General features: G+C 45.4%; 19 protein-coding genes, 1 tRNA gene, 1 other RNA gene and 1 other annotated feature. Of the genes, 3 read left to right on the top strand and 18 right to left on the bottom strand.

The genetic code is table 11. From position 1 onward, the window contains the following. Positions 1 to 22: 22 nt before the first annotated feature. Positions 23 to 313, top strand: a complete 291-nt coding sequence (locus tag AB4Z30_RS19265; RefSeq protein ID WP_441929112.1) for a transporter — start codon at positions 23 to 25, stop codon at positions 311 to 313. 787 nt (positions 314 to 1,100) lie between these two features. On the opposite strand, the gene AB4Z30_RS19260 is transcribed toward AB4Z30_RS19265, so the two are convergent. The 13 genes from AB4Z30_RS19260 to AB4Z30_RS19200 form a co-directional block, all read right to left on the bottom strand. Next, positions 1,101 to 1,418, bottom strand: a complete 318-nt coding sequence (locus AB4Z30_RS19260; RefSeq protein ID WP_441929111.1) for an RNHCP domain-containing protein — start codon at positions 1,416 to 1,418, stop codon at positions 1,101 to 1,103. An 80-nt stretch (positions 1,419 to 1,498) separates the two neighbouring features. Beyond that, positions 1,499 to 1,673, bottom strand: a sequence feature (16S ribosomal RNA rRNA prediction is too short). 42 nt (positions 1,674 to 1,715) lie between these two features. Then, complete coding sequence (locus tag AB4Z30_RS19255; protein WP_441929110.1) at positions 1,716 to 1,880, bottom strand: hypothetical protein; 165 nt, start codon at positions 1,878 to 1,880, stop codon at positions 1,716 to 1,718. Beyond that, positions 1,877 to 2,083, bottom strand: coding sequence for a hypothetical protein (locus tag AB4Z30_RS19250; protein WP_441929109.1), 207 nt, complete (start codon positions 2,081 to 2,083; stop codon positions 1,877 to 1,879). The genes AB4Z30_RS19255 and AB4Z30_RS19250 overlap by 4 nt, the downstream gene beginning before the upstream one ends. Before the next feature lie 259 nt (positions 2,084 to 2,342). After that, positions 2,343 to 2,707, bottom strand: a transfer-messenger RNA (tmRNA) gene (ssrA, locus tag AB4Z30_RS19245). Positions 2,708 to 3,349: 642 nt separating this feature from the next. After that, positions 3,350 to 3,832, bottom strand: a complete 483-nt coding sequence (smpB, locus tag AB4Z30_RS19240; RefSeq protein ID WP_434748503.1) for an SsrA-binding protein SmpB — start codon at positions 3,830 to 3,832, stop codon at positions 3,350 to 3,352. Between the two features lie 156 nt (positions 3,833 to 3,988). Continuing rightward, positions 3,989 to 6,796: a ribonuclease R gene (gene rnr, locus AB4Z30_RS19235; RefSeq protein WP_441929108.1), complete on the bottom strand. Its 2,808-nt coding sequence runs from the start codon at positions 6,794 to 6,796 to the stop codon at positions 3,989 to 3,991. A 600-nt stretch (positions 6,797 to 7,396) separates the two neighbouring features. Further along, complete coding sequence (gene secG, locus AB4Z30_RS19230; protein WP_090924801.1) at positions 7,397 to 7,630, bottom strand: preprotein translocase subunit SecG; 234 nt, start codon at positions 7,628 to 7,630, stop codon at positions 7,397 to 7,399. 234 nt (positions 7,631 to 7,864) lie between these two features. Then, entirely contained in the window at positions 7,865 to 9,151 is a 1,287-nt protein-coding gene (eno, locus tag AB4Z30_RS19225; protein WP_123066178.1) for a phosphopyruvate hydratase, read from the bottom strand. Between the two features lie 239 nt (positions 9,152 to 9,390). Then, positions 9,391 to 10,935, bottom strand: coding sequence for a 2,3-bisphosphoglycerate-independent phosphoglycerate mutase (gene gpmI / locus AB4Z30_RS19220; RefSeq protein WP_441929107.1), 1,545 nt, complete (start codon positions 10,933 to 10,935; stop codon positions 9,391 to 9,393). 1 nt (position 10,936) lies between these two features. Continuing rightward, complete coding sequence (tpiA, locus tag AB4Z30_RS19215; protein WP_221790108.1) at positions 10,937 to 11,689, bottom strand: triose-phosphate isomerase; 753 nt, start codon at positions 11,687 to 11,689, stop codon at positions 10,937 to 10,939. A 33-nt stretch (positions 11,690 to 11,722) separates the two neighbouring features. Next, a complete protein-coding gene (locus AB4Z30_RS19210) occupies positions 11,723 to 12,904 on the bottom strand; it encodes a phosphoglycerate kinase (RefSeq protein ID WP_441929106.1) in 1,182 nt (393 codons plus the stop codon). A 149-nt stretch (positions 12,905 to 13,053) separates the two neighbouring features. Then, positions 13,054 to 14,061, bottom strand: coding sequence for a type I glyceraldehyde-3-phosphate dehydrogenase (gap, locus tag AB4Z30_RS19205; RefSeq protein WP_441929105.1), 1,008 nt, complete (start codon positions 14,059 to 14,061; stop codon positions 13,054 to 13,056). Between the two features lie 123 nt (positions 14,062 to 14,184). Next, positions 14,185 to 15,210 carry a sugar-binding transcriptional regulator gene (locus AB4Z30_RS19200; RefSeq protein WP_429351808.1) on the bottom strand — a complete coding sequence of 342 codons (1,026 nt, stop codon included), beginning with the start codon at positions 15,208 to 15,210 and terminating at the stop codon, positions 14,185 to 14,187. Between the two features lie 530 nt (positions 15,211 to 15,740). Between AB4Z30_RS19200 and AB4Z30_RS19195 the strand changes: the two genes are divergently transcribed. After that, a tRNA-Arg gene (locus AB4Z30_RS19195) sits at positions 15,741 to 15,815 on the top strand. Between the two features lie 180 nt (positions 15,816 to 15,995). Further along, positions 15,996 to 16,592 (top strand): ATP-dependent Clp endopeptidase proteolytic subunit ClpP, encoded by a 597-nt coding sequence (gene clpP, locus AB4Z30_RS19190; RefSeq protein ID WP_090924795.1) that lies wholly within the window; start codon positions 15,996 to 15,998, stop codon positions 16,590 to 16,592. 3 nt (positions 16,593 to 16,595) lie between these two features. Here clpP and AB4Z30_RS19185 read toward each other — a convergent pair whose 3' ends face one another. The 5 genes from AB4Z30_RS19185 to whiA all read right to left on the bottom strand — a co-directional run bounded on the left by AB4Z30_RS19185 (position 16,596) and on the right by whiA (position 20,682). Next, positions 16,596 to 16,721 (bottom strand): hypothetical protein, encoded by a 126-nt coding sequence (locus AB4Z30_RS19185; RefSeq protein ID WP_441929104.1) that lies wholly within the window; start codon positions 16,719 to 16,721, stop codon positions 16,596 to 16,598. Positions 16,722 to 16,848: 127 nt separating this feature from the next. Then, entirely contained in the window at positions 16,849 to 17,946 is a 1,098-nt protein-coding gene (locus tag AB4Z30_RS19180) for a stalk domain-containing protein (protein ID WP_441929103.1), read from the bottom strand. A gap of 369 nt (positions 17,947 to 18,315) precedes the next feature. Continuing rightward, positions 18,316 to 19,071: an SIMPL domain-containing protein gene (locus tag AB4Z30_RS19175; protein ID WP_441929102.1), complete on the bottom strand. Its 756-nt coding sequence runs from the start codon at positions 19,069 to 19,071 to the stop codon at positions 18,316 to 18,318. A gap of 171 nt (positions 19,072 to 19,242) precedes the next feature. Continuing rightward, positions 19,243 to 19,512, bottom strand: a complete 270-nt coding sequence (locus tag AB4Z30_RS19170) for an HPr family phosphocarrier protein (protein ID WP_342553700.1) — start codon at positions 19,510 to 19,512, stop codon at positions 19,243 to 19,245. Positions 19,513 to 19,743: 231 nt separating this feature from the next. Next, positions 19,744 to 20,682, bottom strand: a complete 939-nt coding sequence (gene whiA, locus AB4Z30_RS19165) for a DNA-binding protein WhiA (RefSeq protein WP_441929101.1) — start codon at positions 20,680 to 20,682, stop codon at positions 19,744 to 19,746. Positions 20,683 to 20,684 lie beyond the last annotated feature (2 nt).

The following is a 20,684-nucleotide window of genomic DNA, read 5'->3' as shown; positions in this document are numbered from 1 at the left end:
TATCAATAAGGAGTGAAATCTTATGGCATTCATGCCGCCTCAAGGACCACAAGGAACACAGCAGCCCCCATCCTCTCCTCCTCCACAATTCACACCACCGCAACCCGCTGCTACAGCATTCGCCATCGACCCCGGAGCTATTGCCGGTTGCTTGTTCCGCAACACATATGTTTGGCTGAGAAATGGGAACGCGTTCTGGTTCTTCCCAACCTTCGTAGGGCGTACATCCGTTGCAGGTTTTAGATGGACCGGTCGAAGATGGGTGTTTACTGGAGTCGATCTAAGAAGCATCGTGTCATTTACATGCTTTTAGAGAAGAAGATAGCAACCCCTTTTCAACTCATTAAAAACGAAAAAGCACCCTCTTGGGTGCTTTTTCTAATACTACTAATGGAGGCGCGAGGGGAGTCGAACCCCTGTCCGAAGATAACGACACATAAGCTTCTACGGGTGTAGTCACAGTTTTGATGTCACCCGAGTATCGCCCCGTAACCGGCTATACGTTGGGTCAGCCTGATTGTCTTCTTCAGCAAGGCGGAGATGTGACAGCGTATCCCACTAAAGTTGAGCCTCTACATCCGTCGCAAACTTACTTCTACCTCCTATTTCTTTTTAGACCTTGTAGAAGCTTCGACATTATTCTTTTTAAAATAATATATAAGAATCAAATTTATTAGCTCCGTGACTTTTATATAGTTATTTACTAACAAACTACTTTTTTGATAATCAATTAATTTAACTTTATGACATTATACAGAAATAATACGACTGAGTGTAATCTTCTCCGCTTCGTCAGCAGAGTTGGTTTTTTTGTATTTAATGAATAATTCATTGATGTATTCTTCGATCTTAATTACATACTGTATTTCTGCTCCTCTAGACTCCCAACCTTCTATAGTTTTGGAAATGCCATGAGGGTTCAGATTCAGGGAAATTGTCAACTCCTTAAATTCTCACTGCGTGGATCAACTGTCGCTGTTGCGATTTACCGTTGACACTCACACTTGTATATCTCACTATCCAGGTCAAAAGATTTCCAATAGAAATACCCCTTTCAGTTCTGAATCTAAAAGGGGTGGAACTAACCATCATCTAATACTCTAACATGGCAGATTTAATGTCATAAAGCTTAAAATATCGTCTTCTTGTTTCGTATCAACAGCGATTTTATTACGCTGCATTTTTTTGCAAGATGTACATTCATGTACAATTTGATATCCTTTTTTACTAGAATATTCGAGTTGAATGGGCTTCATTAATCCTTTACAACTACTTAAACGATCGCCTGGTCTATTGTCTAGATGCTTAGAAAATAAGCAAATTGGACAATGATTTCTAAAGCTTCCGTTTGTTAATGGTTCAACATATGCATGACAGTTTTCACAACGGAAACTTGTATTTTCAGTTTTTCTACTCAACGTATCTTCCTCCAAGATGAATTATTTCATCTGAAGAAAGGGTTCCGTTTAGTTTTCCTATCACAAGATAGCTTCAGGCTTTTAAAGGGAAGTGACAAATTCACCGTCTTGTTTTGCAAAACGATTACTTCTAGTTCCAACTTCACAAAAGCATCTTTCATCTTTTGATCCGGACCACGATTGATTTTCAAGTTTTGTATCAACCACTGTAAGACGGACTTACTCCACCTTCCACTAGTAAGTGTTCACCTCTAATCACTGACAAAGGCATTCGTCCCCTAAAAGACACGTTGGCTTTTATCCAGTAAGTGCATAATTTGACTCCATTTCATTGAGATAATAGTTAGTTCCATATTTAATTATAACAAAATATATTTTTAGTGAATATTCAAGCAGGCTATAAGCCATCATATCAACCGCACCATTTGCAATTTCGTCTGACTCATCATCAATGTGAATCAAATGTCCTCTTCTGGATCAATCAAATTCAACTCTTTGTGTATTTCCTTCAAAAGTTCACCATACGAAATAGGACGCTTATATGCGAGAGACTTGTCCAAATCTACAACCGTTTCAACTTTCATTGCCATTACTTTATCGCCTACAATCAAATCGGTATACTTAACAGGATACTTTGAAACTTCAAAATCGTTTTTTTCTACCATCTAGGGGATACGCTATCTCCTCTACGCTTGAGGTGAACAGAAAATAATAAGCTGAACTAAGTAGAAGCCAGTTGCGGGGGCCACCTAAGGTGACAATCAAAACTGATACGTACAGAGGTACCGCCATGTACATCATCAGAGATATGTCGTATTCGACGACAGAGAAGCCCGAAGCCTTAGAGCCAGAGCGGTTTACCCTACCACCACATATCCAAGCATGCAAAAACAGCCACCAAATGGTGGCTGTCACTGATACTACTAATGGAGGCGAGGGGAGTCGAACCCCTGTCCGAAGATAACGACACATAAGCTTCTACGGGTGTAGTCACAGTTTTGATGTCACCCGAGTATCGCCCCGTAACCGGCTATACGTTGGGTCAGCCTGATTGTCTTCTTCAGCACACCCCAGGCGGAGATGTGACAGCGTATCCCACTACTTGTTAGCCCCTAGTCCTGTCACATGGGCGATGCAGGGTAGAAGCACGCACACAGTTTCTTAGGCTGCGAAAGCGTAGTTTGTTTGTTGTTTGCCGTTTAATAGGCTTTAGCGTTGATAAAGCGGACGCGTCCCCACTACCCGCTACCCATGCTCGAACTATCCCCGTCGAATCCATAAACGCCCCCTCATATAAGAAGGGCTCCAGGATTAATCCGTGAATACGGAGCAAAGGTGCTGCACATCTAATCCCTCCAAGGTGAAAAGATGTTTCTTACATACTCGGCATTCCTGTCTGCTACATGAATAATCATATCACAGCCCGAATTACCGATATAGTGCAGATTACTGGAAAGCAATCCAGTGTACTGAGCGCAGATGTAAGGTTATCCAATCTAGCCAACTAACCCCACCATGAGGCTCAATCGTCTACATATTATAACGCGTGAATCATCGGAAGTAAAGTTTACTCTGGCTGCACATCACCTCTTATAGAATGTGACACCACGGTCTAAGCATCCTTTTCAAGAAGAGATGGTCAGGCAAAAGTTGAGCTGCAACGATACAATCTATAGGCCTTTGTAACAATCACACATAAATTGCGTACATTCCCATTCCTCTTCGCAACCGTTGGTTTTATTAATTTACCCATCCTTAAGCAAACTTACGCAACCTACATAATAAAAAAGCCTCACGCTCACCCATACATAGGCAAACTGCGAGGACTCTTTCAATATACTCCGCCATCGACGAGCTGGGCCGTAAGCAGCTTTCATCCCTACACCATTGCGAATGAACGCAAATGAACGTTAGCGAAACGTAATTCCCTCTTAACGCGCAACCTTCTGCTTCTCGCGTAGTGCACGTTGAATATCACGTTGAGCATCCCGCTTCGCGGCAGTGTCACGTTTATCATACTGCTTCTTACCTTTACCCAAGCCGAGCAACAGCTTCGCATAGCCATTGCGGATATAGATCTTCAGCGGCACAATGCTGTATCCATCCTGCTTGGACAACCCAAGTAGTTTATGAATTTGCACCTTATGCATTAACAATTTACGTGTGCGTGTTGGATCGAGCGGATTATGCCGATTTCCTTGTTCAAAAGGACTAATATGCATATTGTGAATATGAATCTCACCGTTACGAATCGTTGCAAATGAATCTCCAATGTTCGCACGGCCATTACGAATCGACTTGATCTCCGTGCCGGTCAGCACCATGCCCGCTTCATACGTATCTTCAATGAAGTAGTCATGGGAAGCCTTTTTGTTTTGTGCAAGCACTTTACTCTGCCCATCATTCTTGCCCATGTCCTCACTCCTTCTTCGTAAAATAAACCCGTACCACGCTGAATCAGCATAGCATTCATGTTGCACCAAAAAACCTGTGCCAGACCTTAATTGTAGCAAGGACGGCTGTTAAAATCAAGAAAGAGGCGACCTCAGCCGCCCCTCCTGGCTTCTCACTCACTTCTTTTTCTTCCGAACAAAAGCTGCTGTGCCGCTCCCAGCTCCGCCTTTGTTTTTCTTGCGCTTGCGACGTGGTGCTCCACCTTCTTGGGCGCCACCCGGTGTAGCATTTCCCCCGATGAAGATACCGCTAGGCGATGTATTCTTACGCTTACCTCCGCCTTTGCCACCTTTACCGCTGCCACCCTTGCCAGATTTGAAGCTTCCTTCTCCGCGGCTGCTGTCGTTCAGGCTACTTCCTTGGCTACGTTCACCTGATCCACTATCCTGACCCGCTGGGGCTGAGTTATATCCGCCTTTACCCGAGCCAAAACCAAAGCTTACTGCCCCTTTGCCACGGCTGCTTGAAGCACCCGATCCAGCTTCACTCGCACGGCGCTCACCTTTCGGTCTGCCGCTGCCTTTACCAGCAAATCCACCCGCTGATGAGCCTGCATTTGCTCCGGCATTGGACGCTCTGCCAAGCCCACCCCGAGCACCTTTTCCACTCTCCTCTGCCGGTCGGCCACTTCGATCACGTTTACCGCCTGCACCAGCGCTGCCGCCTTTGCCGCCGCGGCCTCCACCGAAGCCACCTTTAGCTCCGCTTCGTCCGCCGCCGCTTGCAGGACGACCACCTTTACTACCGCGACTACCACGGTCGAAGCCGCCATCACGTTCTCTACGAGGTTTCATATCGACCATCTCAAAATCAATCGTATACTCTTCCATGCTCACACGTGCCACACGAATTTTCACTTCGTCACCGATACGGAACACCTTCGAAGTACGCTCCCCAATCAATGCCATATGCTGATCGTCAAAATGATAATAGTCATCCGTTAGTGCGCTGAGACGAATCAAACCTTCCACTGTGTTTTCCAGCTCAATGAACATGCCAAAGCTGGTTACACTGCTGATCATGCCTTCGAACTCTTCGCCGACCTTGTCGAGCATGTACTCGGCTTTTTTCATTTTTTCCGTATCCCGCTCAGCCTCTACTGCCACACGCTCACGTTCCGAAGACTGCTGCGCTATATCTGACATCCGGCTTGCCAAGTACTCCTGACGGTTCTCAGGTAATGCTCCTTTGTTCTCAATCACTTCACGAATGACCCGGTGAATAACCAGATCGGGATAACGACGAATCGGCGATGTAAAATGACTATAGAATTCTGCAGCCAGACCAAAGTGACCGGACATCTCCGAGTCATATTTCGCCTGTTTCATGGAGCGTAACATCATCGTGCTGATAACCGTCTGTTCTTTCGTACCGTTAATATCCTCCAGCAGCGATTGAAGCGCTCTTGGATGAATGGCGTTGCCACGTCCTTTGACTTGGTGTCCAAAATTCGCCGCAAAGGCGAGGAAATTTTGCAGTTTTTCCTGATCCGGGTCCTCATGCACACGATAGATGAACGGCACTTTGAGCCAGTGGAAATGCTCCGCTACCGTCTCATTGGCCGCGAGCATGAATTCCTCAATGATTTGCTCCGCAATGGAGCGCTCCCGTTTCACGATATCGACCGGCTTGCAGTTCTCATCCACGATGATCTTGGATTCTTCAAAATCAAAGTCCACCGCCCCACGGCGCATCCGCATCGCACGCAGCTTCAAAGCAATCTCTTTCATCAAGTGGAAGTCATCCACGAGATCTTTATAACGCTCAAGCAGCTCTGGCTCTTCACCTTCAAGGATTTTGCGTACGTTAGTATAAGTCATACGCTCCTTCGTCTTAATGACACTTGTGAAAATGTCATGTTTCACGACCTTCATCTGGTCGTTAAATTCCATCTCACAAGACAACGTCAGACGATCCACCTGTGGGTGCAAACTACAGATTCCGTTCGACAGACGTTGCGGCAACATCGGAATAACCCGGTCAACGAGATACACACTGCATCCACGGTTATACGCTTCCTGATCCAGTTTGGAATTCTCGCGTACATAGTAGCCTACATCGGCAATATGAACACCCAGACGGTAGTTGCCGTTTGGCAGTTTTTCCACGTTAACCGCATCATCCAGGTCTTTCGCATCCTCACCATCAATCGTAACGATGTTCAGACCACGCAAGTCGCGACGTCCCTGTTGAATAATCTCTTCATCTGTGATGGAATCCGGTGCTTTTTCTGCTTCTTGCATCACTTCATCCGGGAAGGCTTCAGGCAACTGGTGCTTGCGAATGACCGATAAAATATCAATACCTGGCTCATCCTTGTGACCCAAAATCTCAATAATTTCACCCTCAGCTGCTGCACGGCCCTCAGGGTAACTGACAATCTTGGCAACCACCTTCTGCCCATCCACTGCACCTGCAAAATTCGTACGCGGAATGAAAATATCACGATTGATCCGTTTGTCATCCGGTATAACAAATCCATACACTTCGTGGCTCTGAAAAACACCCACAATCTGTGTGATTGCACGCGTCACAATCCGTACAATCTCACCTTCTAGGCGACCGCCAGATGGCCCTTGGGACGTTACTTTAACGAGTACAATATCACCATTCATTGCACTTTTCATATCATTTGCATGGATGTATACATCCGGGTGCTCCCGATCTTCAGGAATCAAAAAGGCAAAACCCTTCGCATGCGCCTGCAGGCGTCCTCGCACCAGATTCATGCGTTCCGGCATACCATAACGATTGTTACTGGTCAGTAAAATTTTTCCGGATTCCTCCAACGTATTTAACATAATCAAAAAGGCTCTGAAATCAGCAGCATCCTCAATCTGAAAGTGCTGTTCCAACTCCTGATAGGTCATCGGTTTATAAGCGGTCTCCCGCATGAAGTCAAGCAATTGTTGTTCAGTTATCATTAGTTTTCACCTCGGGAAACGTAAGAGTATAGTCTGATCTTTTCTCTTTATGTATCGGAATTTGTGCCCTATTCATACAGGTACGTTGTAGTGACCATGTAGTAAAATGCGATGGTTACCCGCGCCCTTACTATCTCATACCCTAGTATACACGAATTCAATCCAGCCCATCCGTAGCTACCCAAAAAAGACCCTTGGTCTCTTAACGTTCCAAGTTAGCCGTTTGAGTCTGCTCCTTCAAACAGTTTATGCAGTATGTGATATGCCCGACCTGATTTAAATTAGCATTTAGAAAATAAGTTGCACCACAAATCTTATCTATACGTTTGAAATATTAATCACAGGAATTTTATATCTCGCCGTGGCATACCTGCCTGAAATGGGTCTCTAAAACAGTAAGGGGGAATTGAACAGAAGTTACATGCAAAATGCAGTATCCCTCGATTTCAAGAAGGATTTGATGGCTATATAGCAATATACTGGTAAACTTTGGATGAATAAAATTCTATTAAAAAACCTCCGTTTCTGCACGAAACGAAGGTTTATCCGTTAAGCCATTGGCTTCAGCTATTCGGTTTCTTGCTGTAACTTAACTGCAAGTTACTTCGAAACGATCGTAACAATAACAGCCAAGATCATAAATCCTGCACCCAGTACCACCGTTGCACGTTGCAAGAAAAGATCCAATCCGCGCGCTTTCGTTTTACCGAAAAGATGTTCCGCACCACCGGAGATGGCACCCGCCAAACCAGCGCTTTTCCCGTGCTGCAGCAATACTACAGTGATTAGACCGATCGAGAAAACAACGAGCAGCAATTTCAAAGCAATATCCATTCTTTCCACCTCCTACCCATGTGGGCATCACATCTGACCATAAAAACAGTTACTTTAATTGTAGCATAGCTATAGGCGTGATACAAGTAGTACAACACACCCTATTTCCCTTAAATTTCAAAATTGGACACCAAGTATTCATATAGCTACTACATCCAAACTCTTCAGCACCCTATATGATCATAAAAAAGACAAGCCGGTTATCCGGCTTGCCCGAAAAGCTGTGTACACAGCTTATTTTTTGAGGTTGTAGAATCCTTTAAGACCATTGTATTGAGCAAGCTCATCCAATTGATCTTCAATGCGAAGCAATTGGTTGTATTTTGCGATACGGTCTGTACGGGAAGGAGCACCCGTTTTGATTTGACCCGCATTTGTTGCAACAGCGATGTCAGCGATTGTGCTGTCTTCGGACTCACCGGAACGGTGGGAGATAACAGCTGTGTATCCTGCACGTTTAGCCATTTCGATTGCATCGAATGTTTCAGTCAATGTACCGATTTGGTTTACTTTGATCAGGATGGAGTTACCGATACCTTGCTCGATACCTCTAGCAAGACGCTCAGTGTTCGTTACGAACAAGTCGTCACCAACGAGTTGTACTTTGTCACCCAATTTTTCAGTGAGCAATTTCCAACCATCCCAGTCATCTTCGGACATACCGTCTTCAATAGTGATGATTGGGTATTTCTCAACCCATGAAGCCAGAAGGTCAACATACTCAGCGGAAGTGTAAGATTTACCTTCACCAGCCAAAGTGTATTTACCATCTTTGTAGAACTCAGTGGAAGCAACGTCCATACCCAGGAATACGTCAACACCTGGTTTGTAACCTGCTTTTTCGATTGCTTCGATGATTGTAGTGATTGCTTCTTCGTTAGAACCCAGGTTTGGTGCGAAACCACCTTCGTCACCTACAGCTGTGTTCAAACCTTTGGAGCTCAGTACAGATTTCAGGTTGTGGAAGATTTCTGCGCCTACGCGAAGAGCTTCTTTGAAGCTTGGTGCGCCAACTGGCAATACCATGAACTCTTGTACGTCGATGTTGTTGTCCGCGTGCTCACCACCGTTGATGATGTTCATCATTGGTACTGGCAATGCTTTCGCGTTGAATCCACCCAGGTAAACATACAGTGGCAATTCCAGAGCATCAGCAGCAGCGCGAGCTACAGCCATGGATACTGCCAGGATTGCGTTTGCACCCAATTTACCTTTGTTTGGCGTACCATCCAAAGCGATCATCAATTTGTCGATACCCAGTTGATCCAAAGCATCCATACCGATTACTTCTGGAGCGATGATTTCATTTACGTTTTTAACAGCTTGCAGAACGCCTTTACCGAGGTAACGGGATTTGTCACCATCGCGAAGCTCAACGGCTTCGTGGGCACCAGTGGATGCACCAGATGGAACGATTGCGCGTCCGATTGCGCCGGACTCCAGGTATACTTCAACTTCAACTGTAGGGTTACCGCGGGAGTCGAGGACTTCGCGAGCGTACACGTCAGAAATAATAGTCATGAGTGATAATCTCCTTTTAATTTGAATTTATTTTTAATACGTTCAGAATAGGTGAGTTTCACCAAGCCACTCCGCACGCAGTACCATCTTCCGATCGCTGTTATCCCCGGATTCCTTTGAACTTATTTTCATAAGGTGGAATCCTGTGATAAAGGCGAACGCTAACGCTTCTTCAGATTGGTTCTGCCCGCTTCGTTCCAGGTTCCACTCTGTCTTATTCGACAACCTATTAAAACGAATTATTTGCGGGTAGCAATAACGGATGTACCTGTCATTTCTGCCGGTTGTGGCAATTGCATCAGGTCAAGAATGGTTGGCGCGATATCGGCCAAAATTCCACCTTCACGCAACGTTACATTTGGATCAGTCACGATAAATGGAACCGGGTTCGTCGTATGAGCCGTAAACGGACGTCCTTGCTCATCAAACACCATATCCGCGTTACCGTGATCCGCAGTGATCAGCACCACGCCGCCTTTGGCAAGTACCGCGTCTACAACGCGACCCATGCACTCGTCCGTCACTTCAACCGCTTTGATCGTTGGCTCCAGCATGCCGGAGTGACCAACCATGTCAGGGTTAGCAAAGTTCAGGATAATTGCGTCATGTTTATCCGCTTCAATCTCACGGACTGCTGCATCAGCTACTTCATAAGCGCTCATCTCTGGTTGCAGGTCATACGTTGCTACCTTAGGAGAGTTGATCAGTACGCGAGTTTCGCCCGGAAGCTCTACATCACGGCCGCCGCTGAAGAAGAAGGTTACGTGCGGGTATTTCTCAGTTTCTGCAATACGCAGTTGTTTTTTGTTATTCTGTACCAGCACTTCACCCAGCGTATTATCAAGGTTTTTAGGCGAGTAAGCCACATAACCTTCAACTGTTTCGCTGAACAACGTCAGGCACACGAAGTGCAAGCCCACTGGGAACTTCGGTCCACGATCGAAACCACGGAAATCGGAGTTCGTGAATACTTGCGACAACTGGATTGCACGGTCAGGACGGAAGTTCAGGAAGATGACGGAATCGCCACTCTCTACCAGACCTACCGGCTCACCATCCGCTTGAACGATAACTGTTGGTTCAACGAACTCGTCAAATACGGATTTCTCATACGATTCTTCAACCGCTTTGAGTGGATCAGTGTATTTCGGTCCATCACCGTAAACGATAGCGCGGTAGGATTTCTCCACACGCTCCCAACGTTTGTCACGGTCCATAGCATAGTAGCGGCCTTGAACCGTTGCGATTTTACCTACACCCACTTCATCAATCTTAGCGATCAGTTTCTGCATGAAGTCTTTACCACTGTCCGGCATAACGTCACGGCCATCTAGGAAGGCATGAATATATACTTCGTTCATTTCTTCTTTTTTGGCCAGATCCAGCATCGCGAACAAGTGGTCGATGTGACTATGTACGCCACCATCGGACAACAAGCCGTAGAGATGAAGCTTTTTACCGTTCTGTTTCGCTTCACGTACCGCTTTGACAAGAGTTTCATTGTCATAGAACTCGCCATCGCGAATCGATTTGGAGATACGGGTCAAATCCTGGTATACGATCCGGCCGGCACCAATGTTCAGGTGACCTACCTCGGAGTTCCCCATTTGGCCTTCCGGCAAACCTACAGCCTCACCGCACGCAGTCAGAGTTGTATGTGGGAACTGGCTCATATAACGGTCATAGTTTGGTTTTTTGGCTTGCGCTACCGCATTGCCTTCCACCGTGTTACGCAGACCGAAGCCATCCATAATGATCAATGCTACAGGTTTTGGAGCTGTCATCTTACTTCGCCCCCTCAACAAGCGCGATGAACGAAGCCGGCTGCAAGCTGGCACCGCCAACAAGTGCGCCGTCGATGTCGCTTTGTCCGAGGTATTCTGTTACGTTTTCCGGTTTCACGCTGCCGCCGTATTGAATACGAACTGCATCTGCAACCTGCTCGTTGTACAGATCCTTCACCAATGTACGGATGTAAGCAATAACTTCATTCGCATCTTGGGATGTGGAGGATTTACCTGTACCAATCGCCCAGATTGGCTCATAAGCGATAACGACTTGTGCCGCTTGCTCTGCAGACAGACCTGCAAATGCCGCTTCGGTTTGCACTTTGCATACGTCTTTTGTTTGGTTCGCTTCGCGCTCTTCAAGCGTTTCACCGAGGCAGAAGATTGGAGTCAATCCATGACGGAATGCTGCATGCAACTTTTTATTGACAGTCTCATCGGTTTCCGCAAAATATTGACGGCGCTCCGAGTGACCGATAATCACGTAATCTACACCCAGTTCTTTCAGCATGATACCGCTGATTTCACCAGTGAATGCACCGTTGTCTTCGAAGTGAAGATTTTGTGCGCCGATTTTGATGTTAGTGCCTTTCACAGCTTCTACCAGGGATGGCAGGTTTGTAAAAGGTGCACAGATTACTGTTTCTACGCCTGCGACTTCCGCTTTTCCTTTAACTTCCTGAATGAAGTCATTGGATTCGGAAACCGTTTTGAACATTTTCCAGTTACCCGCGATAATTGGTGTTCTCATTGGTTTCAACTCCTTCATGCTATAGCTTAAAGCTTACTTATCGTTCAATGCAACTACGCCTGGAAGCACTTTGCCTTCCATGAACTCGAGCGATGCGCCACCACCTGTAGAGATGTGGTCCATTTTGTCAGCCAATTTGAACTTCTCAGCTGCTGCTGCAGAGTCGCCGCCCCCGATTACGGTGTAAGCAGATGTTGTAGCGCAAGCTTCTGCTACTGCACGAGTACCGTGGGAGAATGGCTCGATTTCGAATACGCCCATTGGTCCGTTCCATACAACCAGTTTGGAGTTTTTAACTACGTCAGCGTAGATCTCACGTGTTTTAGGACCGATGTCGATACCTTCCCAATCTGCAGGAATGTCGCCAACTTCAACGATTTTCGTGTTTGCGTTCGCACTAAAGTCGTCAGAGATTACGATATCCACTGGCAGGTAGAAGTTTTTGCCCAGTTTTTTTGCTTTTTCGATAAAGCCAAGTGCTACATCCAATTTGGACTCATCCAGCAAGGATTGACCTACTTCATGGCCTTGAGCCTTCATGAATGTGTAAGACAAACCACCACCGATGATTACGTTGTCTGCAATGTTGAGCAGGTTGTCGATCACATCGATCTTGTCTTTTACTTTGGAACCACCGATGATTGCTGTGAAAGGACGCTCAGGGTTGGAGATCGCTTTACCCAACACATCAAGCTCTTTTTCCATCAACAAACCGGACACTGCTGGAAGCAAGTGAGCGATTCCTTCCGTCGAAGCATGTGCTCTGTGAGCTGCACCAAACGCATCGTTAACGAATACGTCAGCCAGTTCAGCAAATTGTTTTGCCAGTTCCGGATCGTTTTTCTCTTCGCCTGCGTGGAAACGAACGTTCTCAAGCAACAATACGTCGCCATCGTTCATTGCCGCGATTTGAGCTTTAACCGCTTCGCCAACGGAATCATCCGCTTTAGTAACCGGTTTACCCAGCAATTCAGACAAACGCTCAGCTGCTGGCGTCAAACGCATGGATTCTACAACTTCGCCTTTTGGACGTCCCATGTGGCTCGCCAAGATCACTTTTGCACCTTTTTCGATCAGGAAGTTGATCGTAGGCAGTGTTGCACGAATACGTTTGTCATCTGTAATTTTACCATCTTCGAGCGGCACATTGAAATCTACACGGACGAATACCCGTTTACCATTCAATTCGATATCACGTACACTTTTTTTGTTCATCTCTATTTCCTCCGCACCCATGTATTTGGTGAACCTTTCAAGAGCTAAATCCCTTGTCAGTCCTGGTGTTCATGAGAAATTTACTAAATATCCATATATAAAGAGCGGAAACAATAACAATCTGTTTCCGCTCTATGTTATTACAGATATTACTTGATCATTTTTGCAAAGTGCTCCAATGTGCGAACCAATTGAGCTGTGTAGGACATCTCATTGTCATACCAAGCTACAGTTTTAACCAGTTGTTGGTCGCCAACAGTCAGAACTTTAGTTTGAGTTGCATCAAACAGGGAACCGAAAGTGATTCCTTGGATATCGGAAGATACGATTTCGTCTTCAGTGTATCCGAAAGTTTGTGGATCGGAAGCTTCTTTCATTACTGCGTTAACTTCTTCAGCAGTAACTTTTTTGCCCAGAACAGTTACAAGCTCAGTCAGGGAACCAGTAGCTACTGGTACACGTTGAGCTGCACCATCCAATTTACCTTGCAGTTCAGGGATAACCAGACCGATTGCTTTAGCAGCACCAGTCGTGTTAGGGATGATGTTTTCAGCTGCTGCGCGAGCACGACGGAAGTCACCTTTAGGGTGTGGAGCATCCAACGTGTTTTGGTCGCCAGTGTAAGCKTGAATTGTAGTCATCAAACCTTGAACGATTCCGAATTTGTCTTGCAGTGTTTTTGCCATAGGTGCCAGGCAGTTTGTTGTGCAAGATGCGCCGGAGATTACAGTTTCAGTACCGTCGAGAATTTCATGGTTTACGTTGTAAACGATGGTTTTCATGTCGCCAGTAGCTGGTGCGGAGATAACAACTTTCTTAGCTCCACCTTTCAAGTGTTTCTCAGCAGCTTCTTTAGTTGTGAAGAAACCAGTACATTCCAGAACGATGTCTACACCCAGGTCTCCCCAAGGCAGTTCTTCAGGGTTACGGTTAGCAAGTACTTTAACTTCTTTGCCGTTTACTTTGAAGAAACCATCGTGTACTTCAACATCGCCATCGAAGCGACCTTGAGTTGTATCATATTTGAGCAAATGAGCCAGCATTTTAGCGTCAGTCAAGTCGTTGATTGCTACAACTTCAATGCCCTCTACATTTTGAATACGGCGGAATGCCAAGCGTCCAATACGTCCAAAACCGTTAATACCTACTTTAATCATGAGTAAGTTCCTCCCAAGTTTTGATTAATTTTATGAAACTATATATTCAAGACAGACGGTGAAGTCCGTCAAGACAACAAGAGTTGTGTTGAAAATTAAACCATTTCATCTCTGGTAACGATGTTATTCCATTTCTGCAACGATGACTTCGGCCGCAGCCTCATCAATAATCAGAATATCTTCCTGCCCGAACCGCAGCACGGAATGAATGGCAGCTGCCTTGCTTTTGCCGCCCGCAATACCAATGACAACATCGGTGCGTTCAATATCCTGAAGCCGCATACCCAGTGTAAGCATGGTATGTACCACCTCACCCTGACCATTGAAGTAATACCCGAAAGACTCCGATACAGCCCCTTGCTCCTGAAGTTCGTCGATGATCTCCGGTGCAAGCTTGCGTCTCTTCGCCATCTCCACAGCATCACCAATGCCATGGATAACGATGCGTGATTGCCTGATCAGCTGTAAAATCTCCTGAACACCCGGGTCCTGGATCAGCGATTCATAGGCATGGTCACTAAGCAAATCCGGTACATGCAGGAGTTTGTATTGAGCCCCTGTCCGTTTTGCCATCGTGGATGCAATCGTATTTGCCTGAATTTCCAGGCTCTCTCCCAACCCGCCGCGTGCCGGTACAAACCAGACACCCTTCATTGAAGTTGGTGGTGTGAGTTGTTCTGCGACTTCGGCCGTTGTTGATCCGCCTGTTACAGCGACAACGTCGTTGTCATTCATGATACTGCTGAGAGCTTTCGCTCCAGCTCTTCCAAGTTCCCTTTTGGCGTAAGGAGATACATCCGAATCACCAGGAACCACAACTACTTTTTGCAGACCGTAGGCTTGCTTGATTCGCTCTTCCAGTTCGGATAATCCAAACAGCTCTTTCGCGACAGGTTCTAATTGCTGCAGCAAATTGTACCCCGCCTCACTGATCTTCATCCCTGCACTGTCAATTTCGATAAGTCCCTGAGCCTTTAACAGATCGGTCTCAGCTCTCAGAACCCGCTCGGTCATCTGCATGGAATTGGCTAACGTTCTCCGTCCAATCACATCCGATAACATGATCTGGTGCAGAATCGTATAGCGTTTCTTCAAGACATCCATGAGATCGGGCAGAAGCTGCTTTTGCACTTCCAAGATCGTTCGCATGCTTTCCACTCCCGCAAGCTTCATGTTCCAAGCTTTCTTCATGGCCTTAAAATGTCCCGGGTTAACTTTTTAGGTCCCACGTTTATTCTACCTAAAACTGACGCGAGATGCAAGTGTTTCGATTGCTTATTTCGAAAGGGTAGCAGGCGTTTGTACGCGCCAATTTTCACAACCCTCACACGTTAACATGAGGAACAACAGCTATCACACCATATATAGAAGAAATGCATAGAGAGCATCTATATGTTGCTGTGTTCAATTTTTATATGGCATGTCCAAAACCTCTTATAGCATGTACTGAAATACAAGCTTTATCCACTCTTCTTCATCATGATCATTTCCGAAACAATTCAAACCATCTGCGAAATAGCTCTGCCCATGTATGGAAGACAACGTGAGTCCTTTCGTCATAAGGAAAACCGCACCATTTGCATCCAAAGCAACTGCTTGCAATTCACCAGTGCATAAGCTATAATCATTATTGCTGTCACATATTTAGAGCGCTACATAAATTGGTAGTACGTGATTATGCGCCCGTGGTCCAATGGATATGACGTAGGCCTCCGAAGCCTGAGATCCAAGTTCGATTCTTGGCGGGCGCGCCACTTAATTTTTAACAGCTCATAATGCATTTAACCAACGAAACCGAAAAGGTTTCTTTTTTTTCAAAGTTAGTTTGACTTTCTTTGACTTTTTGTTTGAGATTGTTTATGATGTGGTTAATACGGTAACAGTTTAAATATAAACACCCATTTAACATTTACATTTCCGAGGAGGTTTTTCACGTGAGTTATATTCCAATGGTCGTTGAACAGAGCAACCGGGGTGAGCGCGCCTATGATATTTATTCCAGATTGCTGAAGGATCGTATCATTTTCCTTGGCAGCGACGTGAATGACGTTGTAGCGAATGCCATCATGGCACAGATGTTATTCCTGGCAGCGGAAGATCCGGAGAAAGACATTCACCTATACATCAACAGCCCAGGCGGATCCATTACAGCGGGTATGGCAATCTACGATACCATGCAATTCATCAAACCGGATGTATCTACGATCTGCGTAGGTATGGCCGCTTCTATGGGAGCATTTTTGCTGAATGCCGGTGCAAAAGGCAAACGTTTTGCTTTGCCAAACAGTGAAATTATGATTCACCAACCTCTTGGTGGTGCACAAGGTCAAGCGTCGGACATCGAAATCCGCGCACGTCGCATTCTGAAAATGCGTGATACCTTGAACCGCATCATCTCCGAGCGCACAGGTCAACCTCTGGAGCGTATCGAAAAAGATACAGATCGTGACTACTTCATGAGTGCTGCTGAAGCAGCCGATTACGGTATCATCGATAAAGTAATCCAAAACGTAGGCTCCCAAGGCATCTAAGCTTTAGCTGCCTAGAGACAACGAAAATAAGCGCAGTGCGGGCATCACCTGAATATAGGTGAGCACGCCCTGCGTTTTTTGATTACAAACAGGCAACACACCCGTTAACCGGGTGTGTTGCCTGAACAACAAAAAGCCTCCGTCATCTTTGCTTTGACGGAGGCTTCTTGTTTATTATTTTTCACGAAAGAACGATATAAGTGCTCTTGACTTTAAATTAAATTAATTCAAGGATTTCATTTAACCTAAGACAAACTTATTTCTCAGACGTTACGTTGCTGAACGGTGCGGTGCTCTTAGGCAGAATTTCCTTATACGTGAATTTGATTTCAGGGAAACCTTCCGCATACGCTGTGTACTCATACAACTGGAAGAATACAACCGCACCCGCTCGCGTCACGTAGAAATCCTGGTCTTTGTTCAGGCCTTTGTAGCCGCTCAGGTATCCCGTGTTCGCTTTCAATTGCTCGCCAACCTTTTTGCTGATTGTTTCACGCATGGATTTGTTGTTTGCAAGCACATCATCCAGTGTCAACTCTTTTCCTGATTCGAGTGCAAACGTATGACCGGTGCGATATGTCATGCCATGTGCTCCTGCGTAGTCCTCATAACGTTGAGTGATCAGACCCAGTACGCCGTTCTCATTGTAAGTCACCACATAAGAAGCTTCGAATGCATACGGACGTTTTGCCGTTGCTCCGCCGAATTCAGACGTTTGTTTTTTGAAAGCAGCAACAGCCTTGTCCACTTCATCTTTGAGCACTTTGTTGATCGCTGTTTCCGCTTCTTTGCTCGCTAGTCCGCTCACTTGCGGATACTGCACATCCACCTCAGCGTTTTTAACGGTTACATTCGCCTTTGTCGATTTCACCTTTACGTTATTTTGTTTTACCTTGCTCAGAGTTAGTGTTTTGGTTTTGGCATCCCAGCTACCCTGTACACCCAAATAATCTCTCATTGCAGAGAACGGAATGTACAAACGACCCTGGATCAACTTTGCTTCAACCTGAGGATAAAAACCGTTAATATACACGTTTGGCTGTCCATCCATCAAACTAACAGTCATCGCATTGCTCGCTGCTGTTACGGTATACGACTTCGTTTTAGCATCATATTTCAATGTGCCGCCCGCTACATCCTTGACCGCTGTCAGCGATACCCATGTAGATCCTCCTTGGAGCAACCCTTTTTGCATCAGTGTTTTGCCGCCTGATTTCAACGTTACCTCAGTTGTTGCAGTTACTTTAGAAGATACAGATGCCGCTTGAACCGACTGGTCAACCCACGCTGTGCTGCCCCCCATAATTACACCTGCCGCCAATAGTGCACTCGTCCACTTTTTCCATGTTTTCATCTATAAAACTCCTCTCTAATATTCCATCAGGTCGTTTATTGCGTATGTAAATATAATAAGAATACATAGGCCATACGCTTGCCTCTTTATTATAATTAACCCTTTTTCGGAAAGGTTTACAGCTCCAGTTACAATGTTGATGAAAATCGTACGATATTAATCGCAGAAAATGAACGTTTTGTCACGAACAATGCTACAAAAACGACATGATTCGACTATTTCTTAGACAGGTAACACAAGTACTTTCTGACCCTCGCTTCCTCAAAGCCAGCATGTGCAACAAAAAAGCACGGCCCCGAAGGACAGTGCTTTTGTCATTATTTTAAATTCTTAATATTTAATATTTTATCCCGCGATGTGCAAAATTGTCTATTTCATCTCGTAGGTAATATTAAGAACTGTGCTTACTTTCACCTGACCTGCTTCAATCTGTGTACCTGCATCCGATTCATTCTTCGCCTGGGACATGAGTGACTCTGTTGCATAGAACACAGGAACGTTAGCATCCGGCTGGCTTACCGAAAGAACAGTACCCAGCTGACGTTTAACTGCTTTAGCGATCGCCTCTGCTTTCACATCGGCATTGGCTACTGCCTTAGCAATCACTTCGGATTCGTATTTCTCCGGATTCTCTACCGTAAAGCGTACATTTTCAATATTATTGGCCCCCGCTTGGGATGCGGCATCCAACAGTTCACCAATCTTGTCCATATCCCGATATGTTACTGTCAACGTGTGATGTGCTGTGTAACCTTTAATTTTCTGTCCATCTTTTTCACTATACGTGTAGTTTGGTTGCACGTAGAATTGACTTGTTTGAATATCATCTGCACTAATCTTCCATGTGTTTTTCAGCAGATTAGTGACTTTTTGAATTTTAGCTGCATTTGCCTTTTGTGCCGACGCCGCAGTCTCCGCTGTACTGTTCACTCCAATCGACAGATAAGCGATATCCGGCTTCACCTGAATTTCGCCTTTACCTACCACATTAATTACATTTTGCTGTACGCCTTGAACCTCAGCAGCATAGGCATAGTTTCCTGGAGCAACATATGCTGTTCCTCCAACCAGCAGCGAACTTGCGACCAGCACTGCACCAAACGGTTTCATCCATTGTTTACCCATTACGAACAACCTCCTCATATGTTAACTTCTCAAACTTGAAGCGATTTGATACCTTAACAGACGGGACAAATTCCATAATGTTGCACTTGACGGTGCCGATTATATACAATTTAATATGAAACGCAAAAAAGCCCCTTGCGGGACTTCTTCATTGTTCACTGGTGTTAAATCTTATTGATTCTCCAGCTCTTCCTTGCTTACCAGACTAACTAAAGCGTTTACAGCCTGATCGGCATCCGCGCCCTCTGCACTGATCTGGATTTCTGTACCTGTGCTAATGGCAAGGCTCATAATTCCCATGATACTTTTAGCGTTTACTTTTTTATCGTCCTTTTCGACGAACACTTCAGATGAGTACTTATTCGCTTCCTGAACGAACAGTGCCGCAGGTCTGGCATGGAGACCCGTTTTCAAACGGACAACTACCGGGTGCTTTGTCATAGAAACTTACCCCCCTATTATGAAATCTGGACATTAAATACACAATTATATTTATACAACATTATACCATTAACCCGTGCTGGACACTAGAAGAAAAAACACGGCTCGCTAACATAGGCAGAAAGCCGAGAGTTAATCATCTTCTTCACACGTACGAGTAACCTACAATGACCTAAAAAGGTCATAACAAAACTTAAACTTAAATAATTTATCTCAACCTTCAACTATACTTCAACTATAACGTTCGGCACGCACTTTCTCAGCCAGTTCATCAATTTTCCGAAGGCGATGGTTCACACCTGATTTACTCACGGTGCCCTTCAGCAACTCGCCAACTTCTTTGAGATTGATATCTGGGTGAGCAAGCCTTACCTCGGCCACTTCACGCAGCTTATCCGGAAGAGATTCCAAGCCCACTTCCTTTTGCAGTAAACGGATATTATCGATTTGTCTGACGGCCGCTCCAATCGTTTTGTTCAGATTAGCTGTCTCGCAATTGACGATCCGATTCACCGAGTTACGCATGTCCCGCATGATTCGCACATCTTCAAACTTGAACAAGGCCTGATGAGCACCAATGATGCTAAGCAATTCAATGATTTTCTCACCTTCCTTAATGTATAGGATGAATCCTTTTTTCCTTTCTATACACCGGGCATTGAGATGAAATTCATTCGCCAGATCTACCAGTGCCTGACAATGCTCTTCATACATGGAGGCGATCTCCAGATGGTACGAAGAGCCCTCTGGATTATTCACTGATCCGCCTGCCAAAAACGCACCTCGAAGATATGCCCGCTTGCAACAGTTCTTCTCCAGAAGTTCGGCGTTAATGCCAGGAGTAAACAGGAATCCTTCCGAGACGATGTGCAGTTCCTTTAAAATCTCCTGAACCATAGTCGGAACACGAACAATGTACACATTGTTCTTTTTCAGCCGCATTTTTTTGCGAACCAACAATTCCGTATGCACTTGAAAATGCTTTTTAAGCAGAGAGTATGCCCTTCTTGCGATCGCAGCATTCTCTGTCGAAATATCCAAGATGACTTTTTTATTCGATAACTGTACCGAACCCAGCATACGGATGAGGGCTGAAAGTTCCGCCTGTTCGCAGCACGCTTCGCTTTCAATCATCGTTAATTCTTTTTTGGTCTGTGCTGCAAATGACATGG

The sequence above is a fragment of the Paenibacillus sp. 2TAF8 genome, from assembly GCF_052114825.1.
Taxonomy (GTDB): Bacteria; Bacillota; Bacilli; order Paenibacillales; family Paenibacillaceae; genus Paenibacillus.
Note: the sequence above shows the minus strand (reverse complement) of the source record. Positions and strands in the feature narration are given on the sequence as shown.